Consider the following 23,055-nt stretch of genomic DNA (forward strand, 5'->3'; position numbering starts at 1 on the left):
TCTGTGCGCTTATATCGGGTATTCAGTACCAGTCTTATATTCCTCCTTTAGCATAAATATCATCAATTTCTACTTTCCTATATTACTTCCGCTTTATATATTGCTATGATTTAGTGGAATTTATCTTGGCCGATAATGTTCGGATGATAATTATTGGTATTCCTCTGGCAGTTGATTACAACGGGAGTATGGAATGAAACAAAACCACTTCGGACAAACTATCGGAGCAAAATTAGCGCATTGGCAATCGGCGCAGCGACCTCAGCGGGATATTTTGCCCGGTCATTTTTGTTATCTGGCTCCGGTAGATGCAGATAAGCATGAAAAGTGTCTATATCAGGCATATCACATGGTAAAAGAAGCGAGTGATTGGACTTATTTTTATTGTGAACGGCCTGAAAATGAAGATGATTTCCACCAATATCTACAAACATTAATTAATGCTAAAGATGCTTTTCATTACACAGTGGTTGATGCGCAATCAGGTCTTGCATTAGGAACTGTTGGGTTACAACGAATTGATGAAAATAATGGTGTTATTGAGATAGGGTCAGTTAATTGGTCACCGCGATTAAAACGTCATTCAGCGGGCACTGAGGCCATCTATTTATTATTACATTATGTCTTCGATAAGTTAGGTTATCGCCGGTGTGAGTGGAAATGTGATTCATTGAATGAGCCATCGAATGCGGCAGCATCCCGGTTCGGTTTTCAGTATGAAGGACAATTCCGGCAAGCTATTGTGACAAAAGGGCGTAATAGGGACACCAATTGGTATGCCATAACGGATCGTGAATGGCCATTAATTAAGCAGGCATTTAATGATTGGTTATCTATGGATAATTTTGATGGACAAGGAAAGCAAAAAACAAGATTACAAGAATTAAGAATCAGTCGATAGTGATTGCAAGGTTAATTATAGCTGACATTATCTTGTTGTATTCTTTGACTATTATTAATACTCACCTTTACTTAAAACACACATAAGAACAGTAAAGGTGGAATAATAAACCAAGTTTAATACGGGGAGCTTTGCAGGGCTAAATAGTATAGCGCGGAGTAAAGAATAATCAGAGTAAAAAATGAGCAAACGGTAAAAATATATTTTTTTACATTTAGATATCGCGAAAATTAAGAGTGTCATTATACTGTAATCATCTGGCGGTATTTTTCACACGGTGCACAGCTTAGGCTGTTGTTTATCACTGCGGGGATCGCTAATGGTAGAGTCCATGATTGGGCTGTTAAGACAAGACCAAAGTTTCATGCAAGCGACTCGTTGTTACGAGGGCTCTCTCTTCGACTCTAAAATTTCAGTAGTACAGCCATTACCTGTTCCAGCTATTTTTATATTAAAAATACTCTCGTTCCCTCAGCTCTTGTTCCTGGCATTAATATTACGTAATAACTCCCCTTGCGATACCGTAATCCCTCAAATGCTATTCTTACTCAAGTTATTTGGGGGCGTACATAATTCGCATTTTTCATCGGCTATTATTGGCTGCAAAGGAAGCCAAAACCTCATCTGTATGTGAAACATAATCGCGCAGGCAATTTCTGCTGCGGTAGGTGAATCAAACTGAAAGGTGCCACTATGGGAAGACAGAAAGCAGTGATCAAAGCTCGTCGTGAAGCGAAACGCGTAATTAGACGTGATTCACGTAGTCATCGTCAGCGTGAGGAAGAAAACGTGACATCGTTAGTACAAATGGGCGGTGTTGAATCAATAGGTATGGCACGGGATAGCCGTGATACCTCCGTTATTCAGGCGCGTACGGAAGCTCAAGGTCATTACTTATCAGCCATAGAAAGTAAACTACTCATCTTCGCCACCGGTGAAGCAGGGTGTGGTAAAACCTTTATCAGCGCAGCCAAGGCTGCTGAAGCATTAATTCACAAAGAAGTTGATCGAATCATTGTGACGCGGCCTGTACTACAGGCAGATGAGGATCTGGGTTTTCTACCTGGTGATATCTCTGAGAAGTTCGCGCCTTATTTCCGTCCGGTGTATGACATTCTGTTGCGCCGACTCGGCTCTTCTTTCCTGCAATATTGCCTGCGGCCAGAGATTGGCAAGGTAGAAATTGCGCCTTTCGCCTATATGCGTGGGCGTACCTTTGAGAATGCGGTGGTGATCCTCGATGAGGCACAAAACGTAACCGCCAGCCAAATGAAGATGTTTCTGACCCGTCTTGGCGAAAATGTCACGGTTATCGTTAATGGTGATATCACCCAATGCGACCTTCCGCGAGGAGTGAAATCAGGCCTTAGCGATGCGCTGGAGCGTTTTGCTGAGGATGAAATGATTGGCATCATTCGCTTCGATAAACAGGACTGTGTCCGTTCTGCACTGTGTCAGCACACCTTAAATGCCTATTCATAACTCAAGATTATGAATAGATGACCCGATAAAAAAGGGCCGGCGTGTTAAGCGCTGGCCCTTTGCTTATTTAACAATTTTTTAAGTCATATCGCTACAGCATAATTGTCATCATATAAGCGGCAAATAGCGCCAGATGAGCAGTGCCGTTAAGCACGTTGGTTCTGCCGGTGGAGAATGAAATCTGTGACAGGATCAACACACTGACCATCACCACAATGTGAGGCGCTTCCAGACCAAAGGTCAACTCTTGCCCGGTCAGTACTGCAATCAAGGTTACCGCAGGAACCGTCAGAGAAATGGTTGCCAGCACTGAACCAAAGAACAGATTCATAGCCCGTTGTACCTGATTGGCTAACACTGCTTTCAAAGCACCCAAACCTTCAGGTGACAGGATAAGCAAGGCTATCAGGAAACCGGTAAATTTAGCCGGGGCATTCAATTCTGTGAGCAGGGCTTCCAATGGGTTGGCATCAAACTTAGTCACTGCAATGACGGCAACCAAGTGAATCAAAAGCCAAATTGTGTGCCATAGGCTGCTATGAGATGAAGGCTTACCGTGGTGAGGGTCATCTCCTTCATCCTCATGTTCATAAACAAACAGGCTTTGGTGTGTTTTTGTTTGAATCAGCAGGAAAACACCATACATCGCCGCTGAAATGGCCGCGACGACCAGTGATTGCGCCACACTAAAATTCCCACCGGGCAAGGTGCTTGGCAGCACCAACACAATGATAGCTAACGGGAATATAGCCATCAGATACTGTTTGATGCCGACCAGATTGACGTGTTGGGTAGCAAATTTGCGGCCACCAAGTAATAAGGACACCCCAACCAATCCCCCAATAACAATCATGATGATGGAATAGAGAGTATCGCGCATCAGCGCTGGTGCAGCATCGCCGGTTGCCATCATCGCTGAGATCAAACTGACCTCAAGCATGACCACTGACAGACTGAGGATCAACGAGCCATAGGGTTCACCCAACCGGTGTGCCAATACGTCGGCATGACGCACGACACTAAATGCACTGCTCAGAATACCGACCAGTGCAATCAGGTTAATAATGATGACGGCAGAAAAATTGCTGGTATTACCCCAGATATTAAGAATAACCAGCGCAATAATAGGCAGAATAAGGGAGTATTCGTGATGGCGAGATTTAGATCGGCCAGGATCATTTTGCGACTTCATTTCGAGCACACTCCTAGTAACTTTACTGCATTAAACAGGCATTAGAGCCATTTAACGGTAATTAAGTGCCATATTGCAGGCTAAGTAGCTTTAAGACTAACAAATAACAGGGAATTGTCGCAGAAAATTTACAAGGTTTTAACGGGGAAGGGTAAAAAGAAAGATATCAAAATGGACATAGCAGAGTAATGTCCATTGATTTATAGAGATAAATGTAGCTTAGTCGTCGATATTGTCCATCACTTCATGGCGCTTGTGGTGATAATCTTCTTCATTCAGCCCTTCGCGCCAGTAGGGAACGGCATAAAGTTGTTGGCGTTCACAGCCTTTTTCACGGCGCAGATAACGGCGCAGTGCCACGACAAGTCTATCCTCACCCGCCAGCCAGAATGTGGCTTCGTCCATTAGCAAATCTAGCGAGCAAAATTGGGTGATGACATCATCCGTTTTCTCGGTGCCTCCGATGACCCAGCTCAGTTCAACACCCACGGGTTTAATCAGATTGAGCACATCGGCTGGTGTATCCACACGAATAATGGCATGGCCTTGTGCGTCGGCAGGCAATGTTTCCAATAATGCGGCAATAGCCGGGAGTGATGAGGGGTCGCCCACCAAATAGCTGTATGTCGCTGTTGGCAACATCGTTTCAGGACCACCTGGATTGGTCATTCCCATCCAGTCACCGATTTTAGCATTACGAGCAAAATTCACCGCCGGGCCATGATGGTCATGAAGGGCAAATTCAATATCGATCTCACCTTGTTCAGGGCGGACAGCGCGCACTGAATAGGTACGAACAATGGGGCGAACATCTGCTGCCGGCCAAACTGGACCTTTGTCACTTAGAACCGGCAATTCCGGCTTTGTTTGGTGTGCTAGCGGCAGGAAAACTTTCAGATGCGCGCCAGCACAATCCGACGGGTAATTTTCTAATGTGGGACTATGAAAGGTAATTCGGCGCAAATGTGGGGAGGTATCGACAATCTTTTTTACCTGTATCAGGCGCGGCGGAGTTGGGCGATATTTGGATTTTGCTACGGTTGATTCTGTCGTCACAGTTTGTCCTTCTTATTTTATGGTGTTTTATTCTGGTCTATCAGCCAGTAAGGGCTAGGGTAGTGGGCTAAATGATACCATCAACCAATGTTAATGATAATTATTTGCATAAAAAGAATGTAAGGGAAACGAAAAACATCGTGCCCACGGGAGTGGGACAGAATCATAAACTAACAAAGATGGTATTTAGCGGATGGCTTGCACCATAGCCGTGCGCCGAAAATGTATCCTTAAGCGCAACATGGTGACCACTGAAGGTCACAATACTCCAGATAAACAAGGTGAGAATCGCCGGTAAATAGAGGCCAATGGTGTAAGTAAGCTCATCGGGTCATCTCCTGTGCCGCATTCCTGTAACTTGAAATCAATTGGGCATATATTAAAAAGTAGTTGAATATAGCGAATTCTATTTATTGTCTTGGGCTTCACCAAATTTCAAAATTCTCGACGAAAGTGTATTGTCCTGATAAATAATATTATTTTTTCTCTTCTAATTAAAACTCCGTGTTCAGCATCAGCCTTTTGCGTGACTTAGTACAAAAAAACATAAGAAACGGTTTTTTTGTATTTGTTTGTCACCGTTATCCCTCGTAAATCTGTGTATCAATCAGGATAAAATGAAAGAGGCTTAGTGTGAATTTCCAGCAGCTTAAAATTATTCGGGAATCAGCCCGTTGCAATTACAATTTGACTGAAGTTGCCAACACATTATTTACCTCACAATCGGGTGTTAGTCGGCATATCCGAGAGCTAGAAGAGGAGTTGGGTATTGAAATATTTATCCGACGCGGTAAGCGCTTGCTAGGGATGACCGAGCCGGGCAAAGAGTTGCTAACGGTAGCGGAACGTATGTTAAATGATGCCAACCAAATTCGCCGTTTGGCTGATGTATTCAGTAATAATGATAGTGGTCAGTTACATATCGCGACCACTCATACCCAAGCACGTTATAGCTTGCCACGAGTGATTAAAGAGTTTCGTCTGCTGTATCCACAGGTCAAACTGGTTATCAGTCAGGGAACTCCACAAGAGATTGCCGCAATGTTGCAATCCGGTGAGGCGGACATTGGGATCGCCACTGAGCTGCTGCTGAGTGATGAGTCAGTGGCTGTATTCCCTTATTATCGCTGGCACCACGCGATTGTCGTACCGGAGAACCACCCGCTCACTCAAGAGAGCCATATCACACTGGAAACCTTAAGTCGTTTGCCATTAATAACCTATCGCCAAGGGATTACCGGGCGCTCTCGTTTGGATAATGCCTTCAAAAATGCTGGACTGATACCGGACATCGCACTGAGCGCACAAGATTCTGATGTGATTAAAACTTATGTCGAATTGGGACTGGGGGTCGGTATTCTGGCCGATATGTCCTATGAAGCACATCGCGATAAGGGGTTAGTGCGGCTGAATGCCGAGCATCTCTTTGATGCTAATACCGTTTGGTTAGGGCTAAAACGCGGTCAGTTACAACGTAACTTTATCTGGTTCTTTATCCAGCTCTGTAATCCAACACTGTCTCTGGATGATATTAAAGAGAAAGTGTTGGCTGAGGCGGCAGATGAAGTGGTGATCGATTACCAGATTTAGTGGCACTGGCTAACGGCTTGGGTGAAACATCAGTCAAGGTCATCGTTGTCAGGGGTAAACCGCACCCGAACTTCTGTTCCTCCTTCATCACGCTGACGAATCACACAATGCCCATTCAAGCTAGCAGCGCGGTCCTGCATGATGATCAAGCCGTAGTGATTTGGCCGTTCACTGGCTTGATCAATTCCACAGCCATTGTCGATAATTGACATAATCACTTCGCCTGCTTCGACGGTGACACTCACAGTGGCTTCACTGGCATGCGCATGTTTATAGATATTATTGAGTGCTTCGCGGGCAATATTGACCATGTGGATAGCTTGGTGGTCGGGAATCAACCCTGAAGGTAAATTAAAGTTGAAAGCGATAGGTAAACCGGCCCGTTCACTGAACTCGTTAACCAAGGTTTGCAGCGCGGCTTGTAATGTCGCCTCATTCAATTTCAGACGAAATGTGGTCAGTAACTCACGTAATTGGCGATAGGCGGTATTCAGTTCATCGCGCATTTGCTGCACCAATAGCTTGCTGGGTTCAGCTAAGTCTGGGGATTGCATCTGCAAACAGCTAACTTGTATTTTCAAGCAAGAGAGAGACTGGGCGATAGAGTCATGTAGCTCGCGGGCGATTGCCGAGCGCTCTTCCATTAGCAGCAATTGTTGTTGATGTCTGGCCTGACTTTCCAAGGCCAATGTACTGGTCAGTTGCTCGACCAGCATGTTGACCAGTTGCTGTTGATCAGAGTTAAGGGGTTTATCTGATGGCAGTTTTGCCAGCAGCAAACCATATTGACCGAGCTTATCACTCAAACTCCAACTCAGTGACTCACGTGATGTCGCCTGGCTCAGGGCTGCGGCTGGGCCGCTAATGGTTAATTGGGTAGGGCGATTTTGCGGTGGTAAATATTCACCATCGGCATGATCAGTGAGATGAGCACGATAAAGATGGTTTTCATACAAACAGATCTGAACATTTTCCAGTGGTGTCAGTGTTTGCAATTGCTCAATAATCGGTACTAAACGTTCCCCCAAAGGCTGGTGGGTATGCAGTTGGCGGCTGCTGTGATAGAGAAATGCCAACACCTGATTCTTCTGCTGTAAGTCGGCAGTTTTCTGGGCGACCCGTTGTTCCAAGTCATTGTAAATAAATGACAGTTCCTGCGACATTCGATTCAGTGCTGTGCCGAGCATTCCCATCTCGTCACGTTGATATGAGAGGGTGTAGCGCTTGCTGAAATCACCTCGGCCAATGGCATTAGCCATTGAAATTAACTGTAGCCATGGGCGTAATAAGCGGCGGCGTAAATAGTAAATAGTCGCGAGCAGCAGCCCCAGAGTCAGCACGATAAACACCAACTGGATCATGGTGACTAACAGCAGGCGCTGCTCTGTTTTATGGTCAATGGCTAATACCAGAGCATCAAGTTGATGAACGAAATCAGCCACACTGGTAGAGACGTCAGTGGGCTGTTTGGCTTGTAGCAACTGCGGCTTTAAGGTGGTTTGCCAGTAGCGCTCAATTTGTCGATATTGGCTGGTCAGCCCCTCTCGTTGAAGTGCATGCTGTAAATCGCTGCTGGTTTTGTCTTGCTCCAGTGCCGCCAGATAGGGTAAGTCATCCTGATCCAGCGGCACCATTGACAGTAGCCGGTAGCTTTGCATGCGCAGTGAACCCGCTTTATTGATGGCGTGCGCGTTACCCTGAATGCTTTGTGCCATCCATGATGAGATAGTCATGCCAGCCAGCCCCAACATACCCAGCAGTATCATCAGCAAAGCTATCTGATTAACTAATGGGATTAGATAACGTTTCATAAAGTGGAATTCCTTTAACCAATAAACGTGGCAACCTTGCCGCTTGGGTGACTCATCAGCATGAGGTTTAGTGAGATTTCATGCCAGCAGCAGTCATCATCATACGGAACAGCATAGAGACTGCCAATAACGCCAGCACGCTAGTGCACCAGATAAGCAGCATCCAGCCTACTTTCTTCCACCAAGGTGATTTTACCTGCGCCAAAGGTTGCGAGGGTGACGGTGATTTCATCATTCAGTGATAGCCCTGTTCGTGATTGATTTTCCCTCTGAATACGTAATAACTCCAGAAGGTGTAAACCAGAATGATTGGGATAATAAAGAGTGCACCAACCAGCATGAATCCCAAACTTTGTGGCGGAGCCGCGGCTTGCCATAACGTAATTGATGGCGGAATAAGGTATGGCCAGATACTGATACCCAAGCCGCTATACCCCAAGAACACCAGCAATAGTGTCAGTAGGAAGGGGGCATAATGACCCTCATGACTGACTGAGCGCAGCAACGCCCAACTGGCCAGTAACACTAATAATGGTACCGGCAGGAACCAGAACAGATTGGGTAAGCTGAACCAACGCGCGGCAATTTGTGGGTGTGCCAGTGGTGTCCATAGGCTAATGATGGCAATAATTAACAGCAGCATCAGTGTCAGTGGGATTGCCAGTTTATGCATGACTTGCTGGACATGGCCTTCGGTTTTCATGATGAGCCAGGTACAACCCAATAGGGCATAAGCGATAACCAGACCCAAGCCACAAAACAGGGCAAAGGGAGTAAACCAATCAAATTGACCGCCACTGTAACTGCGGCCGGTGACTGGGAAGCCGTGAATAAAAGCACCTACTACCATTCCTTGTGTAAAGGTGGCAATTATCGAGCCGCCGATAAAGGCTTTATCCCAAATATGCTGTTTTTCCAGGCTGGCTTTAAAGCGAAATTCAAATGCCACACCACGAAAAATGAGCCCCAATAACATCAGGGTTAATGGGATTGCCAGTGCATCCAAAATAACCGCATAGGCCAGAGGAAACGCGCCCAGAAGGGCAGCCCCACCAAGTACTAGCCAGGTTTCGTTGCCATCCCATACCGGGGCGACGCTGTTCATCATCAGATCCCGGTCACGGCTGTTTTTGACCAGCGGAAATAAGATCCCGATACCCAAATCAAAGCCATCCATAACCACATACATCATGGTGCTGAATACAATAATGACAAACCAAATCAGTGGAAGATCAATGCCCATGATGAGCTCCTGTTATTGGCCCTTTGCGGATGAGCCGCATCATGTAGGCATAGCCCACACCAAACACCGAACCATAGACCACGATGAAGATAAGCAGACTGATACTCATATGTATTTCACCGTGGGATGAAACCGCATCGCTAGTGCGCTGTAAGCCATAGACAATCCAGGGCTGACGACCCACTTCGGTAGTAAACCAGCCCGCCAGAATGGCAATCAGCCCTGACGGCCCCATCCACAGCACGAAATAGAGAAAAGGGCGAGATTGATACAATTTGCCACGCCAACGTAGCCATAAACTGCAAAAACCAGCCAAAATCATCAACATGCCTAATCCGACCATAATGCGAAATGACCAGAATACAATGGTGGAGTTGGGCCGATCTTCCGGTGGGAATGATTTCAGCGCCGGGATCTGTTTGTCTAAACTGTGTGTCAGGATCAAACTCCCTAAATAAGGAACTTTCAGCGCAAAATGGGTTTTCTCCTGTTTCATATCTGGCCAGCCAAACAGAATCAATGGGGTGGACTCGCCGGTCTTGTTTTCCCAATGGCCTTCAATGGCTGCAATCTTAGCCGGTTGATATTCCAGCGTATTCAGACCGTGGGCATCCCCGATAACTGCTTGAAGTGGGGCGACAATTAGCGCCATCCACATCGCCATTGAGAGCATTTTTCGCATCGCGGGAGTGTCGCGCTTACGCAATAGATGCCAGGCAGCAGAAGCCCCGACAAAGAATGCGGAGGCAAGGAAAGCGGCGGTTGACATGTGTAGCAGCCGATAGGGGAATGACGGATTAAATATCACTTTTAACCAGTCAACCGGCACCACTTGCCCATTGATAACTTCAAAGCCTTGAGGGGTTTGCATCCAGCTATTGGAGGCCAGTATCCAGAAGGTCGACATTAAGGTCCCCAATGCCACCATGCAGGTGGCAAAGAAGTGCAAACCGGGGCCAACACGATTCCAGCCAAACAGCATGACACCAAGGAAACCCGCCTCAAGGAAGAATGCGGTTAACACTTCATAGGTCAACAAGGGGCCGGTGATGCTGCCAGCAAATTCAGAGAAAAAGCTCCAGTTGGTGCCAAATTGGTAAGCCATTACCAGGCCAGAAACCACGCCCATACCAAAGTTGACGGCAAAGATTTTTGACCAGAAATGATACAGGTCGCGGTAATCCTCATTTTTGGTTTTGAGCCATAAACCTTCCAGTACCGCCAGAAAGCTGGCTAAACCAATAGTGATTGCCGGGAAGATAATGTGGAATGAAATGGTGAAAGCGAATTGGATTCTGGCCAACTCGAGAGCGGTTAAGCCAAACATAGCGACCTCGCTGCAAGCATGGTACTGCCTCATTAATCTGTAAAATGAATCATGCGCACAATGGTTATTCGTTGGAGTAGCCATTGGCGATTATTTCGCGGAGTAAACTTGGCAGTTAGTTAACCATAAGTTAAAGTGGCTATAATAGTGACAATTAATTCAATCTTACCTATAACAGTTGGCCTATGACTCGATATGAACAGTTAGCACAACAAATTCGGGCACAAATACAGTCCAAGGTTTGGCAAGCCGGTGACAAACTGCCCTCGTTACGCGAAAGTTGTAAGCAATCAGGTTTAAGTTTAATGACCGTGGTGCAGTCTTATCAGTTGCTGGAAAGCCAGGGCTGGATCGTGGCACGCCCGCAATCGGGGTATTATGTTGCTTCACGCCCAACCCAATTACCCCAACCCCAGCGGGGTAAAAAACTGCATTTAGATGAACAGGTCGACATTAATACCTTTATCTTTGATGTGTTACAGGCAGGAAAAGATCCGGCAATTATGCCCTTTGGCTCAGCATTTCCCGATCCCAGTTTATTGTTACAGCCGCGTCTATCACGTGCTCTGGCCGGTGTTGCTCGCAAGATATCACCGCAGAGCTCGGTGACTAATTTACCACCAGGCAATGAAAGTTTGCGTCGCAATATCGCTCAGCGTTATGCCGTCAGTGGGATGAATGTTTCACCCGAAGAGATTGTAATTACGGCGGGCGCGATGGAGTCACTGAGCCTGAGTTTACAAGCCGTTACTCAGCCCGGAGATTGGGTGGTTATCGAGTCGCCGGCATTTTATGGTGCCTTGCAGGCAATAGAGCGTTTGCGCTTAAAAGCCATTGCTATTACCACGCACCCGCAGCACGGCATAGACTTGGATTCGCTTGAGCAGGTCATCAGTCAGTACCCCATCAAAGCCTGCTGGCTGATGACGCATTTTCAGAACCCATTGGGTTGCAGTATGTCTTGGCCACAGAAAAAACGGCTGGTGGCGCTGTTACAACAAAATAATATCTCGCTGATTGAAGATGATGTTTATGGGGAGCTGTATTTCGGTGCTGAGCGGCCATTACCAGCAAAAGCACTCGATCAACACCGGCAAATTCTACACTGTTCCTCATTTTCTAAATGTTTGGCACCGGGGTTTCGCGTGGGATGGGTGGCGGCAGGGGAACATGCGCAGCGGATCCAGCATCTGCAACTTATGAGTACCGTCTCTGCCAGCGTGCCAACCCAGTTGGCGATTGCGGATTATCTGACTCAAGGCGGCTACGATACCCACCTGCGACGCTTACGCCGGGTCATGGAGCAGCGGTTAAATGCGCTACGTCAGGCGGTAGTCGAGCATTTCCCGAAAAATGTTAAAATCAGCCATCCTGATGGGGGGTATTTTCTGTGGTTAGAGCTGGAGCCCCCTTTTAATGCCAGTGAATTATACCGGCGAGCACTGGAGCAGGGAGTCAGCATTGCACCGGGTCGAATGTTTACCACGGGCAACCAATTTGACCACTGTTTCCGCCTTAATGCTTCTTTTGCCTGGTCAGAGCAGAGCGAAAAAGCCATCCGTATTCTGGCCTTGCTGATTACCCAATTAACCAGTAGCACAGAACGCCGCACTCGCTAACCGCATCGCTATTTCCCGCCAATATATGATGCTGGCGGCACCAAAAAAAGGTGCTAAGCCAGCATAATTCTCTACAGATACTGTCACCCTCCGTTATGCATAAACAGCTTAGCTCTATACTTTCAGTCCCTGATCTTGGTAGCAGAAATGCACTTAATTGATGCATTCACTGCCCATTTATAGGGCGTAGGCAATCTCTAATGTTATTTTCATGTTGCTAAAATGTGATCCGGTAGAGCAAAAATCAAAATTGATATCGAATGCATATAATTTCGAGAAACCCTAACAAATCGCTCATTAAATCCCCTTTAATGCAGTATGAATGCGGGCAATTTGCATAATTATGCATTATAAATTATTGTTTTTATAGAATTTATACAATTTATTCACATCAAGACTGGTGTGGCATGAAAGCTGCTGTACACTTTATATCAGGTGAATATATTTCATTTTTCATTGTTAACAGAGTAAGAGAATTTTGTTGGCCGATGCAGCAAACCCTAGCCACAAGTCTCTCAACCCAATATTTACGCTGATTAAAGAGGCCAATATGGAACAGCCAATCGCGGTTACCCGACAGTCTTTTGATGAATGGATCGTCCCAACCTATGCTCCGGCAGAATTTATTGTGGTGCGAGGAGAAGGTGCGACGCTGTGGGATCAGCAGGGCAAATCTTATATCGATTTTGCTGGCGGTATTGCCGTAAATGCTTTGGGGCATGGGCATCCGGCGGTTAAAGCCGCGCTGGTGGAGCAAGCGGATAAAGTGTGGCATTTGGGCAATGGTTATACCAACGAGCCGGTGCTACGTCTGGCGAAACAACTGATTGACGCCACTTTCGCGGAGAAAGTGTTTTTCTGTAACTCCGGGGCTGAGGCTAATGAAGCGGCCCTGAAGCTGGCTCGTAAGTATGCACTGGATAACTTTGCCAATAAGCCGGGGCAACAAGGCGAGAAGAACCAGATTGTCGCTTTCAGAAATGCATTTCATGGCCGGACATTGTTTACGGTTTCTGCTGGCGGGCAACCGAAATACTCACAGGATTTTGCGCCGTTACCTGGAGGCATCAGCCATGGCATTTTTAATGACTTAGCCTCGGCACAAGCCCTTATTACCGATCAAACCTGTGCCGTTATTGTGGAGCCAATCCAAGGTGAGGGCGGTGTGTTACCCGCAGATAGAGAATTCCTGCATGGCTTGCGCGCGTTATGCGACCGGCATAATGCGTTATTGATTTTTGATGAGGTACAAACCGGTGTTGGCCGTACCGGAGAGCTCTATGCCTACATGCACTATGGCGTCACTCCTGATGTGTTGACCAGTGCCAAAGCACTTGGTGGAGGGTTCCCCATCGCGGCGATGCTGACAACAACTAAATATGCCAGTGCGCTGAATGTTGGTAGTCATGGAACCACTTACGGTGGTAATCCGCTGGCTTGTGCGGTGGCGGGCACTGTTTTATCCCTGATTAATACGCCGGAAGTGTTGACCGGTGTGAAAGAAAGGCACCAGTGGTTCTTGGATGGACTGGCTGAAATTAATGCGCGTTACAAGGTGTTTGCAGAAATTCGCGGGCGTGGGTTACTCATTGGCTGTGTGCTCAACAGTGATTATGCCGGTAAGTCAAAAGAGATAGTTCAGGCTGCCGCTCAGCATGGATTGATGGCCTTGATTGCAGGCCCGGATGTGGTGCGTTTTGCTCCGTCACTGATTATTTCGCAGCAAGATATTAAAGAAGGCTTAGCTCGACTTGCTCTGGGTATCGAGCAGGTCTGTCGCAAGGCTAAGTCGTAACATTTATGCAGTCAGCAAGGGACCTTGAATATGATGATTATTCGCCCGGTAGAGCGCCGTGATTTAGCTGATATTTTGGAATTGGCTGGAAAAACCGGTGTTGGCATGACCTCACTGCCACAAAATGAACCACATCTGGCGGCTCGGATTGAGCGCGCATTGAATACCTGGCAAGGTTCTTTGGCTGCGGGTGAACAAGGTTATTTGTTCGTGCTCGAAGATAGCGAGCGCGGGAAAGTGGTGGGTGTTAGCGCTATTGAAGTAGCGGTGGGGATGAATGACCCTTGGTATAATTTCCGGGTCGGGACACTGGTGCATGCTTCCAAAACGCTCAATGTGTATAAATCAGTGCCGACCCTATTTCTGAGTAACGACCACACGGGTTATAGCGAATTATGCACACTGTTTCTTGATCCTGAATATCGTAAGGATAAAAACGGCCCTTTCTTATCTAAAGTCCGGTTTTTGTTTATCGCCGCATTTCGTCAGTATTTTTCACGCAAAGTGATTGCAGAGATGCGGGGTTACACTGATGAACAAGGCCGCTCACCATTTTGGGAGAATGTCGGTCGCCATTTCTTCTCGATTGAATTTGCCAAAGCAGACTACCTCAGTGGCACGGGGCAGAAAGCATTTATTGCTGAATTGATGCCCAAACATCCGCTGTATGTTGATTTTTTGGCGGAAGAAGCCCGTGCAGTGATTGGTCAGGTTCATCCTCATACTGCCCCAGCGCGTGCGGTACTTGAGACTGAAGGTCTGCAATATCAAGGATATGTCGATATCTTTGATGGTGGGCCGACCTTGGAAGCCAACACTGACGAAGTCCGGGCGGTGCGTGATAGCACTAAACGAAAAGTGGTTATCGATGATGTCGATATCGACCCAAGCGGCAGCACCTATCTTGTGGCAAATGACCGTTATCAATATTTCCGCTCAATATTGATTAACACTCATCTATCAGACGAATTACTGCATTTAACCACTGAAAATGCAGCCGCACTGGGCGTCGTGGCCGGTGATTCAGTTCGGATAGTCAGCCTTTTTGCTTCGGAGACCCGAAAATGACCCATCCTGCACTGTTTATTCAGGGGGAGTGGCGCACCGGCAAAGGTGCTCATTTCGATAAGCATGACCCTATGGACCAGCAATTATTATGGCAAGCGCGTGCGGCTGACAGTGCTGATGTTGCCACGGCTTGCCACGCGGCACGAAAAGCCTTCCCTGCCTGGGCGCGTGCACCACTGGAACAGCGAGTGGAAGTGGTACAGCGCTTTGCAGCATTACTTGAGCAGCATAAACAGCAACTGGCGCGCACTATTAGTCTGGAAACGAGTAAGCCACATTGGGAGACGTTGACAGAAGTGCAGGCGATGATTGGTAAAGTGGCCATTTCATTGCAAGCCTATCAAGCCCGAACGGGCAGCAGCCAAACCCCCATGGCCGATGGGCTTTCAGTGTTACGTCACCGACCTCATGGCGTGCTAGCGGTATTTGGTCCCTACAATTTCCCTGGGCATTTACCTAATGGACATATTGTTCCTGCATTGTTGGCAGGTAACACGGTGGTGTTCAAACCCAGTGAGCTGACACCACTGACGGCAGAAGAAACGGTCAAATTATGGCAGTTGGCGGGCATTCCTGATGGCGTCATCAATTTAGTACAAGGTGGGCGAGAAACTGGCGAAGCACTGGCGGCTCAAGCTGATATTGATGGCTTGTTGTTTACCGGCAGTGCCAATACCGGCTATCACCTGCACCGTCAACTGGCGGGCCAACCAGAGAAAATTCTGGCACTGGAAATGGGCGGGAATAATGCATTGATTGTTGAGCAGGTAACCGACCGTGATGCTGCGGTGAACCTTGCTATTCAGTCCGCTTTTATTTCCGCCGGTCAGCGCTGCACCTGCTCGCGCCGCTTGTTAGTGAAGCGCGGTGCGGATGGCGATGCTTTTTTACAGCGGTTTGTCGCGGTCGCTAAAGCGCTACGTATTGGTCGCTGGGATATGCAACCCGCTCCTTTCATGGGGGCAGTCATTTCATCTCAGGCGGCAGAAAAAATGCTGGCAGCGCAACAACATTTGATAGCACTCGGGGGCACGCCTCTGTTAACCATGACTCGCCCCGATAGTCAAAGTGCGGTATTGACGCCGGGTATTATTGATATTACTGATGTCAGCGATGTTCCCGATGAAGAGTATTTCGGGCCGCTGGTGAGTGTTATTCGCTATAGCGATTTTAATCAGGCGCTACAGATTGCTAATCAGACTCGATTTGGCTTAGCCATTGGCCTGGTCTCAGACGATCGCCAGCAATTTGATCAACTGCTGCTGGAGGCCCGTGCGGGGATTGTTAACTGGAATAAGCCACTGACCGGAGCTTCAAGTGCCGCGCCATTTGGCGGGATAGGGGCATCAGGTAATCATAGGCCAAGTGCATTTTATGCTGCTGATTATTGTGCCTGGCCAATGGCTTCACTAGAAAGCGAAAGCCTGACATTGCCAGCAACACTGTCGCCGGGTATCACTTTCGACCTGCCTGATAGCCATTTTTCACCTGAGATCAAATAGGCCAATAAGGATAATACGATGGCTGGATATGAAGTTAACTTTGATGGATTAGTCGGGCTGACACATCATTATGCTGGATTGTCTTTTGGTAATGAAGCTTCTGCCAGGCATCAAAATAACATTTCCAACCCCCGACTGGCGGCAAAGCAGGGCTTGCTGAAGATGAAAGCTTTGGCTGACTTGGGGTACAAACAAGGTGTTTTGCCCCCACAAGAACGCCCAGCGATCAATGTTTTGCGTCAGCTCGGTTTTAGTGGCTCAGATGAACAGGTATTGAGCGAGGTTGCGCGCAAATCTCCACGTTTGCTCTCTGCGGTAAGCTCCGCGTCATCCATGTGGACGGCCAATGCCGCAACTGTTTCCCCGTCGGCAGACAGCACTGACGGGCGAGTTCACTTTACCGTGGCCAATTTGAATAATAAGTTTCATCGGGCAATAGAGGTTGATACCACCGTCGCGATATTAAAAGGTGTTTTCGATAATCACCGGCACTTTGTGCATCATGATGCCTTGCCGTCGGTAGAGTTATTCGGCGATGAGGGGGCGGCGAATCATAATCGTCTGGGGGGGGAATATGACCGTCCGGCGATTCAGGTGTTCGTATATGGCCGTAAAGGGTTGGAAAACGGTGATGCACCAAGCCGATATCCAGCCCGTCAGACTGTGGAAGCCAGTCAAGCTATTGCGCGTTTACATTTGCTAGACGCGGATCGTACGGTTTTTGTGCAACAAAACCCCGCAGTGATTGATCAAGGGGTATTCCATAACGATGTCATCGCGGTCAGCAATCAAAACGTGCTATTCCACCATCAGCATGCATTTATATCCGGCATCAATGTTATTGAAGATATTCACCGAAAAATGGGGCTAATCGAGCAACAACTGGTGTCGATTGAAGTGCCCGCGGCACAGGTGTCGGTAGCGCAAGCGGTATCGACCTATCTGTTTAACAGCCAGTTGCTGAGTAAGCCAAACGGCAAAATGTTGTTGGTTATTCCACAAGAATCACAAGAAAGCCCAGCAGTGTGGCGATATCTTTCTGAATTGATTAATAGTGGTGGGCCAATTGATGAAGTGAGGATATTCGACTTACGCGAAAGCATGCGCAATGGCGGGGGGCCAGCTTGTTTGCGCTTGCGAGTGGCGCTAAACAGCGCGGAATTGCAGGCGGTGAATAGCAGAGTCATGCTGACGCCAGCACTGTTTGTTACGCTGAATAATTGGGTTGACCAGCATTATCGCGATCATTTGCAATTTAAGGACTTAGCTGACCCGCAATTGTTACAAGAAGGGCGGCAGGCACTGGATGAGCTGACAAGAATACTCAACCTTGGCTCGATATACCCGTTCCAACGTAATTAGCGGCATAAGCCATAAAGCAGCATAGAAAGGGAAGAAAATGCCAGATTTCTTGTCGGTCACACTATCGGGTCATTCACCGTCTATCAGCGATGGTGAAACGCCAAGCCTTAAGTGGCAATGGCTGGGTGAAGGGATATTGATGCTGACGCCTCACGGTAGCCATACACAGTCAGTGGTGTTATCAGCAGGCATTCATGGAAATGAAACTGCACCAATTGAGATTTTAAACCAATTGGTATCAGACTTATTAGCAGGAAAATTATCTTTGGCAGTACGTCTGTTAGTGATACTCGGTAATCCGCCAGCAATCAGAGCCGGTGAGCGTTATCTCGTTGCGGATATCAACCGTATGTTTGGCCAGCGCTATCAGAACTATCCAGCCAGTGATGAGACATTGCGCGCCGAAATACTTGAGCAAAAAGTTATCGAGTTCTTTGCTGCTGACTCGAAATCAGCCCGGCTGCATTATGATTTACACACGGCAATTCGTGCTTCTTATCATACCCGCTTTGGGTTGCTCCCTTATCAACCCACACCATACTCATCAGCAATGCTACGTTGGCTACAGGATATTGAGCTAGATGCATTAGTTATGCACACCTCAGCGGGAGGAACCTTTGCGCATTTTAGTAGCGAGCATTGCCAGGCTGCTAGTTGCACGTTGGAGCTTGGTAAAGCACTGCCCTTTGGGGAGAATCAGCTTGAACAATTTAAGATGGTCATCGCTGGCTTACGCACCTTAGTTAGCGGTGGGTGCCTGCCACAGCGATCTACAGGAGAAATGATATTTTATCGTGTGACGAAATCACTGCTCAAGCAGCAGCCAGATTTTAGATTATGGGTCGCGGATGATGCTGTGAATTTTGCGCGATTTAACCAAGGTACCTTGTTGGTAGAACAACATAATGAGTGCTATCGCGTTGAACATGAATACGAGTGGATTCTGTTTCCAAATCCGCGAGTCGCATTGGGATTACGTGCGGGGATCATGTTGGTGCAAATGGCGGAAGATGAACTGCCGCAAGTATAAGTCAGGCTCTATTATTAATACCGAAAAATATAGTTACGTGGGGTAATATCACCAAGGTGAGTTTTACTTAATCTAAATTTAAAGTTATATATCGTTTTTAACATACAAAAAGACGAGCTGCTAGTGTTAACTGCTCGTTTTTTATTCACCTTGCTAAATGTCTTCCCATTTTATTCTTTATAAATAATCTATCGCTTACTAAAACCCGTCTAATTAGAATTGAGTTAAAACCACATTTTTTATAAATCTATTAATGGTATTGATGTTTTATTCAATTATCACTGCACCAAATGTGACGTTCATCTCTTTGCTGTTTGTATTTTAAATAGTCAATTAATCACTTTGAATATATAAAAAATGCATGGGAATTGTGATATCAACTCCATTTTACAAAACTAATCACCGAATAGAACAAAAAAGAAACAAATTGAAATGACTTTGCACTAATTTAGTGCTAATGCACCATTTTAGTTATATGTAATTACTTAAAAACTCAATTAATCAAAGGGTTATGAAAAGTTCCGTTAAAAATATTTTGTTACAATTAATTACCTATCTATACCTATATATCTTCAATTTTACCGTTTTAACTTTTCGTGCTTAATGATAATGTCTATTCGCTTTACAAAGACAGGTAATTATAAAAAATTAAAAGTTAACTTTTATGAGGCTGAAAAATTAATTCAGCCCGCGGGTTAACTTTATTAAAAATTTAAAGGAAAAATAATGATAAAGCGCAGTATTCTGGCCTTGGCGGTCACTTTGAGTATGGTTCCAACTCTGTCAAACGCGGCTGAGATTTATAATAAAGATGGCAACAAGTTGGATCTTTATGGCCGTGTAGCCGCTAAGTATCTTTTTTCAAATCATAATAACGCCGATGATACTTATGTGCGTTTTGGTTTTAAGGGTGAAACACAAATCAATAGCCAACTGACCGGTTTCGGCCAGTGGGAATATAACGTTGCCGCTAAAAATGCTGAGTCTCAAGGTGATAAAGGCAACAAAACTCGTTTGGGCTTTGCGGGTTTAAAATTTGCTGAATTCGGCTCTTTCGATTATGGCCGTAATTATGGCGTAGTGTACGACGCACTGGCTTATACCGACATGTTGCCAGAATTCGGCGGTGACTCAATCGCTTACACTGATAACTACATGACAGGCCGTTCAACCGGCCTGGCAACTTACCGTAACTCTGACTTCTTCGGTATGGTGAAAGGCCTGAACGTTGCAGCTCAGTATCAAGGTCGTAACGATGACGGCGATACTAGCAAGAATGAGCGTGCAATTCAGAAAGCTAACGGCGACGGTTTCGGTTTGTCTGTTGACTATCAAGACATCGAAGGCAGTGGTGTTGGTTTCGTAGCAGCATACTCCTCTTCTAACCGTACGTTGGGCCAGAAGAATCTAGCTGACAGTGCTACCGGTGACAAAGCTCAGGCTTGGGCCACTGCGTTGAAATATGATGCAAACCAAGTGTATCTGGCAGCAATGTACGGTGAAACGCTGAACATGACTCCTTATAAGGCACTGATTGCCAACAAAACCCAAAACGTAGAATTGGTTGCTCAGTATCAATTCGAAAATGGTCTTCGCCCGTCTATCGCCTATGTTCAGTCTAAAGGCAAAGACTTGGCCGTAGTAGGTGATGCTGATTTGCTGAAATATGCTGAAATTGGTGTGACTTACTACATGAACAAGAACATGTTTGCTTATGTTGACTACCAGATTAACTTGCTCGATCAAGACAACAACCCACTGGGTCTGGGCACCGATGATACCGTTGCTGTTAACTTAACTTACCGTTTCTAAGTTAATTTAAGCAGTAAATATTACCCTTTTCTGTGTCGGAAATTGGTGAATGGAAAGGCGAGGATAACCTCGCCTTTTTTGCATATTCAAACTTGCTAATCTCAGTAAATGCAAGGAATAGCTAGGGTATGGCCAAACATTAGCGCGGGTAGTGCTCTTTACCCCACTTCAGCATGGTACTCACCAGTTGTTGAAGTAATTGCTGTAGATGAACAGCCCGTTCTGGCAGATAGGAGTAAGGTTCAGTTTCAGACATATAGTTTAACTGTGATAACTCAAGTTGCACTGCATGTTGATGATTCTGCGGTTGGCCATATGCTCGTGTAATATAACCGCCCTTAAAGCGACCATTTAAAACATGGCTGAATGTGGTTTGATGTTTGCAGCATTCGATTAATTTCTGACTTAGCGATGGGTTACAGCTGGCTCCGCTATTTGTGCCAAAATTCAAATCGGGCAGTTGTCCTTCAAATAACCGCGGAATAACCGAGGCAATTGAGTGTGCATCTAACAGTAATGCATAACCAAACTCAGCTTTAAGCCGTGCCAGTTCTCGCTGAAGTTGCTGGTGGTAGGGACGCCAGATTTGTAGTAGGTAGGAGTGACGTTCCTGCGATGACGGAGTTTTATCCGCCATAAAGCACGGGCGCCCATCAAATAGAGTGTCAGGAAATAGACCAGTAGTTGCCGTGGTATAGAGTGGTTGATCGTCCTCCGGGCGGTTCAGGTCTACAACCAAACGGGAATAATTGCCTATCACTATGCTGGCACCGATATCACGGGCAAAGTCATAGAGACGAGGAATATGCCAGTCAGTATCTGAAAGTGGGCGAGCAGCCTCTGTCAAGCCTGCTTCAACTACGGGAGTTAACCGTGTTCCTGCATGTGGAATACTGATTAACAAAGGTAATTTACCGGTATGAAAACTCAAAGGCTCAGGTAGGTTCATCAACGGATATCTCCTTGAAAAACGGCTGTTGCAGGCAGTTGACCGCCAAGCCAGTAAGCCAGTTCGGCAGGGTGCGATAATGGCCAATGCACCCAGTTTGCCAATTTACCTGCTTCGAGCGTGCCCTGAGAGTCTTGTAATCCAAGCGCTTGAGCTGCATGGCACGTGATACCAGCCAGAGCTTCTTCAGGAGTCATCCGGAATAATGTACATGCCATATTAAGCATCAAGCGCAAGGAAAGTGCTGGAGATGTGCCGGGGTTAGCATCACTGGCCAATGCCATTGGTACGTTATATTGACGAAATAGTTCAATTGGCGGGCATTGAGTTTCCCGCAGCAGATAATAGGCACCGGGTAGCAATACCGCGACGGTGCCCGCTTTACTCATTGCCTGAACATCAGACTCAGTTGCATATTCAAGGTGGTCTGCGGAAAGTGCATTAAATTTGGCTGCCAGAGTACTGCCATTAAGGGCAGAAAGTTGCTCTGCATGGAGTTTGACGGGCAAGCCAACTAGCTGTGCGGCTAAAAATACACGTTCAACTTGTGCAGGAGAAAATGCCAGATGTTCACAAAATGCATCTACGGCATCAGCCAGACCTTCAGCAGCAATGTGAGGAATGATGGTATTACATACAAAATCAATATAGTCATCAGCCCGGCCTGAATATTCAGGAGGTAATGCATGTGCAGCCAGACAGGTTGTTTTAACTGTAATTGGCAAGAGTTCACCCAATTTGCGGGCAACACGCAGCATTTTTATTTCACTTTCAAGGCTAAGACCGTAACCGGATTTTATCTCAATGCAGGTCACACCTTCTGCGAGTAGAGGTTTTAGGCGAAATAAAGCTTGTTCGAGCAATTGCTGCTCGCTGGTATTTCGTGTCGCTCGGACTGTTGACACAATACCACCGCCATTAGCGGCAATCTCGGCATAGCTCACACCATTGAGGCGTTGTTCGAACTCTGTACTGCGATCGCCACCAAAAACCAGATGGGTATGACAATCAATTAATCCGGGGGTTATTAGGCCACCTTGATAGACGACTTCTCGTGATGCAATGACTGAGGGCAATTCGTTATGCGGCCCAATCCAGACTATTTTGCCGTCAGTGACTGCCATCGCCCCTTGCGGTATCAGGTGATACTTCCCTCCACACATGGTCACGATATCGGCACCATACCACAGACTGTCACAGTGAATTGTTAACACCATCTGACTCCCTAAGAATGCACAGAATTAAGTTGTATATACAATTATGGACAACCTAGCGTATAAATTCACTATCGGCAAGATAGGGATTTAAACAATTGC

General features: G+C 46.6%; 18 protein-coding genes. 10 read left to right on the forward strand and 8 right to left on the reverse strand.

Annotation, left to right across the window (positions count from 1 at the left end; genetic code table 11):
• Positions 1 to 193 precede the first annotated feature (193 nt).
• Both DJ58_RS20960 and phoH read left to right on the forward strand, forming a co-directional pair.
• Entirely contained in the window at positions 194 to 901 is a 708-nt protein-coding gene (locus tag DJ58_RS20960; RefSeq protein ID WP_032910123.1) for a GNAT family N-acetyltransferase, read from the forward strand.
• Positions 902 to 1,594: 693 nt separating this feature from the next.
• Positions 1,595 to 2,383, forward strand: a complete 789-nt coding sequence (phoH, locus tag DJ58_RS20950; protein ID WP_032910125.1) for a phosphate starvation-inducible protein PhoH — start codon at positions 1,595 to 1,597, stop codon at positions 2,381 to 2,383.
• Between the two features lie 91 nt (positions 2,384 to 2,474).
• On the opposite strand, the gene chaA is transcribed toward phoH, so the two are convergent.
• Positions 2,475 to 3,575 (reverse strand): sodium-potassium/proton antiporter ChaA, encoded by a 1,101-nt coding sequence (gene chaA / locus DJ58_RS20945; protein WP_004706461.1) that lies wholly within the window; start codon positions 3,573 to 3,575, stop codon positions 2,475 to 2,477.
• Between the two features lie 219 nt (positions 3,576 to 3,794).
• A complete protein-coding gene (locus DJ58_RS20940; protein WP_004706462.1) occupies positions 3,795 to 4,631 on the reverse strand; it encodes a siderophore-interacting protein in 837 nt (278 codons plus the stop codon).
• Between the two features lie 633 nt (positions 4,632 to 5,264).
• On the opposite strand from DJ58_RS20940, the gene cbl reads away from it, so the two are divergent.
• Positions 5,265 to 6,221 carry an HTH-type transcriptional regulator Cbl gene (cbl, locus tag DJ58_RS20935; protein WP_004706463.1) on the forward strand — a complete coding sequence of 319 codons (957 nt, stop codon included), beginning with the start codon at positions 5,265 to 5,267 and terminating at the stop codon, positions 6,219 to 6,221.
• 29 nt (positions 6,222 to 6,250) lie between these two features.
• On the opposite strand, the gene narX is transcribed toward cbl, so the two are convergent.
• The 4 genes from narX to DJ58_RS20920 all read right to left on the reverse strand — a co-directional run bounded on the left by narX (position 6,251) and on the right by DJ58_RS20920 (position 10,602).
• Positions 6,251 to 8,032 carry a nitrate/nitrite two-component system sensor histidine kinase NarX gene (gene narX / locus DJ58_RS20930; RefSeq protein ID WP_004706464.1) on the reverse strand — a complete coding sequence of 594 codons (1,782 nt, stop codon included), beginning with the start codon at positions 8,030 to 8,032 and terminating at the stop codon, positions 6,251 to 6,253.
• A 67-nt stretch (positions 8,033 to 8,099) separates the two neighbouring features.
• Positions 8,100 to 8,267 carry a DUF2474 domain-containing protein gene (locus DJ58_RS22290; protein ID WP_004706465.1) on the reverse strand — a complete coding sequence of 56 codons (168 nt, stop codon included), beginning with the start codon at positions 8,265 to 8,267 and terminating at the stop codon, positions 8,100 to 8,102.
• Complete coding sequence (gene cydB, locus DJ58_RS20925; protein WP_032910127.1) at positions 8,268 to 9,275, reverse strand: cytochrome d ubiquinol oxidase subunit II; 1,008 nt, start codon at positions 9,273 to 9,275, stop codon at positions 8,268 to 8,270.
• Positions 9,265 to 10,602, reverse strand: coding sequence for a cytochrome ubiquinol oxidase subunit I (locus DJ58_RS20920; protein ID WP_004706467.1), 1,338 nt, complete (start codon positions 10,600 to 10,602; stop codon positions 9,265 to 9,267). The genes cydB and DJ58_RS20920 overlap by 11 nt, the downstream gene beginning before the upstream one ends.
• Before the next feature lie 185 nt (positions 10,603 to 10,787).
• Between DJ58_RS20920 and DJ58_RS20915 the strand changes: the two genes are divergently transcribed.
• The 7 genes from DJ58_RS20915 to DJ58_RS20885 all read left to right on the forward strand — a co-directional run bounded on the left by DJ58_RS20915 (position 10,788) and on the right by DJ58_RS20885 (position 20,790).
• Positions 10,788 to 12,221: an aminotransferase-like domain-containing protein gene (locus tag DJ58_RS20915; RefSeq protein ID WP_004706468.1), complete on the forward strand. Its 1,434-nt coding sequence runs from the start codon at positions 10,788 to 10,790 to the stop codon at positions 12,219 to 12,221.
• A 550-nt stretch (positions 12,222 to 12,771) separates the two neighbouring features.
• Positions 12,772 to 14,016, forward strand: coding sequence for an aspartate aminotransferase family protein (locus DJ58_RS20910; RefSeq protein ID WP_032910129.1), 1,245 nt, complete (start codon positions 12,772 to 12,774; stop codon positions 14,014 to 14,016).
• Positions 14,017 to 14,046: 30 nt separating this feature from the next.
• Positions 14,047 to 15,084, forward strand: a complete 1,038-nt coding sequence (gene astA, locus DJ58_RS20905) for an arginine N-succinyltransferase (RefSeq protein ID WP_004706470.1) — start codon at positions 14,047 to 14,049, stop codon at positions 15,082 to 15,084.
• Positions 15,081 to 16,586: a succinylglutamate-semialdehyde dehydrogenase gene (gene astD / locus DJ58_RS20900; RefSeq protein WP_032910131.1), complete on the forward strand. Its 1,506-nt coding sequence runs from the start codon at positions 15,081 to 15,083 to the stop codon at positions 16,584 to 16,586. Before astA ends, astD begins: the two co-directional genes overlap by 4 nt.
• A gap of 18 nt (positions 16,587 to 16,604) precedes the next feature.
• Positions 16,605 to 17,948, forward strand: a complete 1,344-nt coding sequence (astB, locus tag DJ58_RS20895; protein WP_004706472.1) for an N-succinylarginine dihydrolase — start codon at positions 16,605 to 16,607, stop codon at positions 17,946 to 17,948.
• 37 nt (positions 17,949 to 17,985) lie between these two features.
• Complete coding sequence (gene astE / locus DJ58_RS20890; protein ID WP_004706473.1) at positions 17,986 to 18,978, forward strand: succinylglutamate desuccinylase; 993 nt, start codon at positions 17,986 to 17,988, stop codon at positions 18,976 to 18,978.
• Between the two features lie 726 nt (positions 18,979 to 19,704).
• Positions 19,705 to 20,790 carry a porin gene (locus DJ58_RS20885; RefSeq protein WP_004706474.1) on the forward strand — a complete coding sequence of 362 codons (1,086 nt, stop codon included), beginning with the start codon at positions 19,705 to 19,707 and terminating at the stop codon, positions 20,788 to 20,790.
• Positions 20,791 to 20,929: 139 nt separating this feature from the next.
• Here the strand turns inward: DJ58_RS20885 and hutG are convergent, their stop codons facing one another.
• On the reverse strand, positions 20,930 to 21,739 hold the full coding sequence (hutG, locus tag DJ58_RS20880; RefSeq protein WP_032910133.1) for an N-formylglutamate deformylase: 810 nt from the start codon (positions 21,737 to 21,739) through the stop codon (positions 20,930 to 20,932).
• Positions 21,739 to 22,956, reverse strand: coding sequence for an imidazolonepropionase (gene hutI / locus DJ58_RS20875; RefSeq protein WP_004706475.1), 1,218 nt, complete (start codon positions 22,954 to 22,956; stop codon positions 21,739 to 21,741). The genes hutG and hutI overlap by 1 nt, the downstream gene beginning before the upstream one ends.
• Positions 22,957 to 23,055: the final 99 nt, after the last annotated feature.

Origin of the sequence: Yersinia frederiksenii ATCC 33641, from assembly GCF_000754805.1 — a bacterium.
Taxonomy (GTDB): Bacteria; Pseudomonadota; Gammaproteobacteria; order Enterobacterales; family Enterobacteriaceae; genus Yersinia; species Yersinia frederiksenii.

Coding starts and splice junctions, on each gene's coding strand:
- hutI (WP_004706475.1), bottom strand. CDS start 22,956: ATGGTGTTAACAATTCACTGTGACAGTCTGTGGTATGGTGCCGATATC.
- DJ58_RS20960 (WP_032910123.1), top strand. CDS start 194: ATGAAACAAAACCACTTCGGACAAACTATCGGAGCAAAATTAGCGCAT.
- DJ58_RS22290 (WP_004706465.1), bottom strand. CDS start 8,267: ATGATGAAATCACCGTCACCCTCGCAACCTTTGGCGCAGGTAAAATCA.
- astE (WP_004706473.1), top strand. CDS start 17,986: ATGCCAGATTTCTTGTCGGTCACACTATCGGGTCATTCACCGTCTATC.
- astA (WP_004706470.1), top strand. CDS start 14,047: ATGATGATTATTCGCCCGGTAGAGCGCCGTGATTTAGCTGATATTTTG.
- narX (WP_004706464.1), bottom strand. CDS start 8,032: ATGAAACGTTATCTAATCCCATTAGTTAATCAGATAGCTTTGCTGATG.
- cydB (WP_032910127.1), bottom strand. CDS start 9,275: ATGGGCATTGATCTTCCACTGATTTGGTTTGTCATTATTGTATTCAGC.
- DJ58_RS20915 (WP_004706468.1), top strand. CDS start 10,788: ATGACTCGATATGAACAGTTAGCACAACAAATTCGGGCACAAATACAG.
- astB (WP_004706472.1), top strand. CDS start 16,605: ATGGCTGGATATGAAGTTAACTTTGATGGATTAGTCGGGCTGACACAT.
- chaA (WP_004706461.1), bottom strand. CDS start 3,575: ATGAAGTCGCAAAATGATCCTGGCCGATCTAAATCTCGCCATCACGAA.
- phoH (WP_032910125.1), top strand. CDS start 1,595: ATGGGAAGACAGAAAGCAGTGATCAAAGCTCGTCGTGAAGCGAAACGC.
- hutG (WP_032910133.1), bottom strand. CDS start 21,739: ATGAACCTACCTGAGCCTTTGAGTTTTCATACCGGTAAATTACCTTTG.
- DJ58_RS20910 (WP_032910129.1), top strand. CDS start 12,772: ATGGAACAGCCAATCGCGGTTACCCGACAGTCTTTTGATGAATGGATC.
- DJ58_RS20920 (WP_004706467.1), bottom strand. CDS start 10,602: ATGTTTGGCTTAACCGCTCTCGAGTTGGCCAGAATCCAATTCGCTTTC.
- DJ58_RS20885 (WP_004706474.1), top strand. CDS start 19,705: ATGATAAAGCGCAGTATTCTGGCCTTGGCGGTCACTTTGAGTATGGTT.
- astD (WP_032910131.1), top strand. CDS start 15,081: ATGACCCATCCTGCACTGTTTATTCAGGGGGAGTGGCGCACCGGCAAA.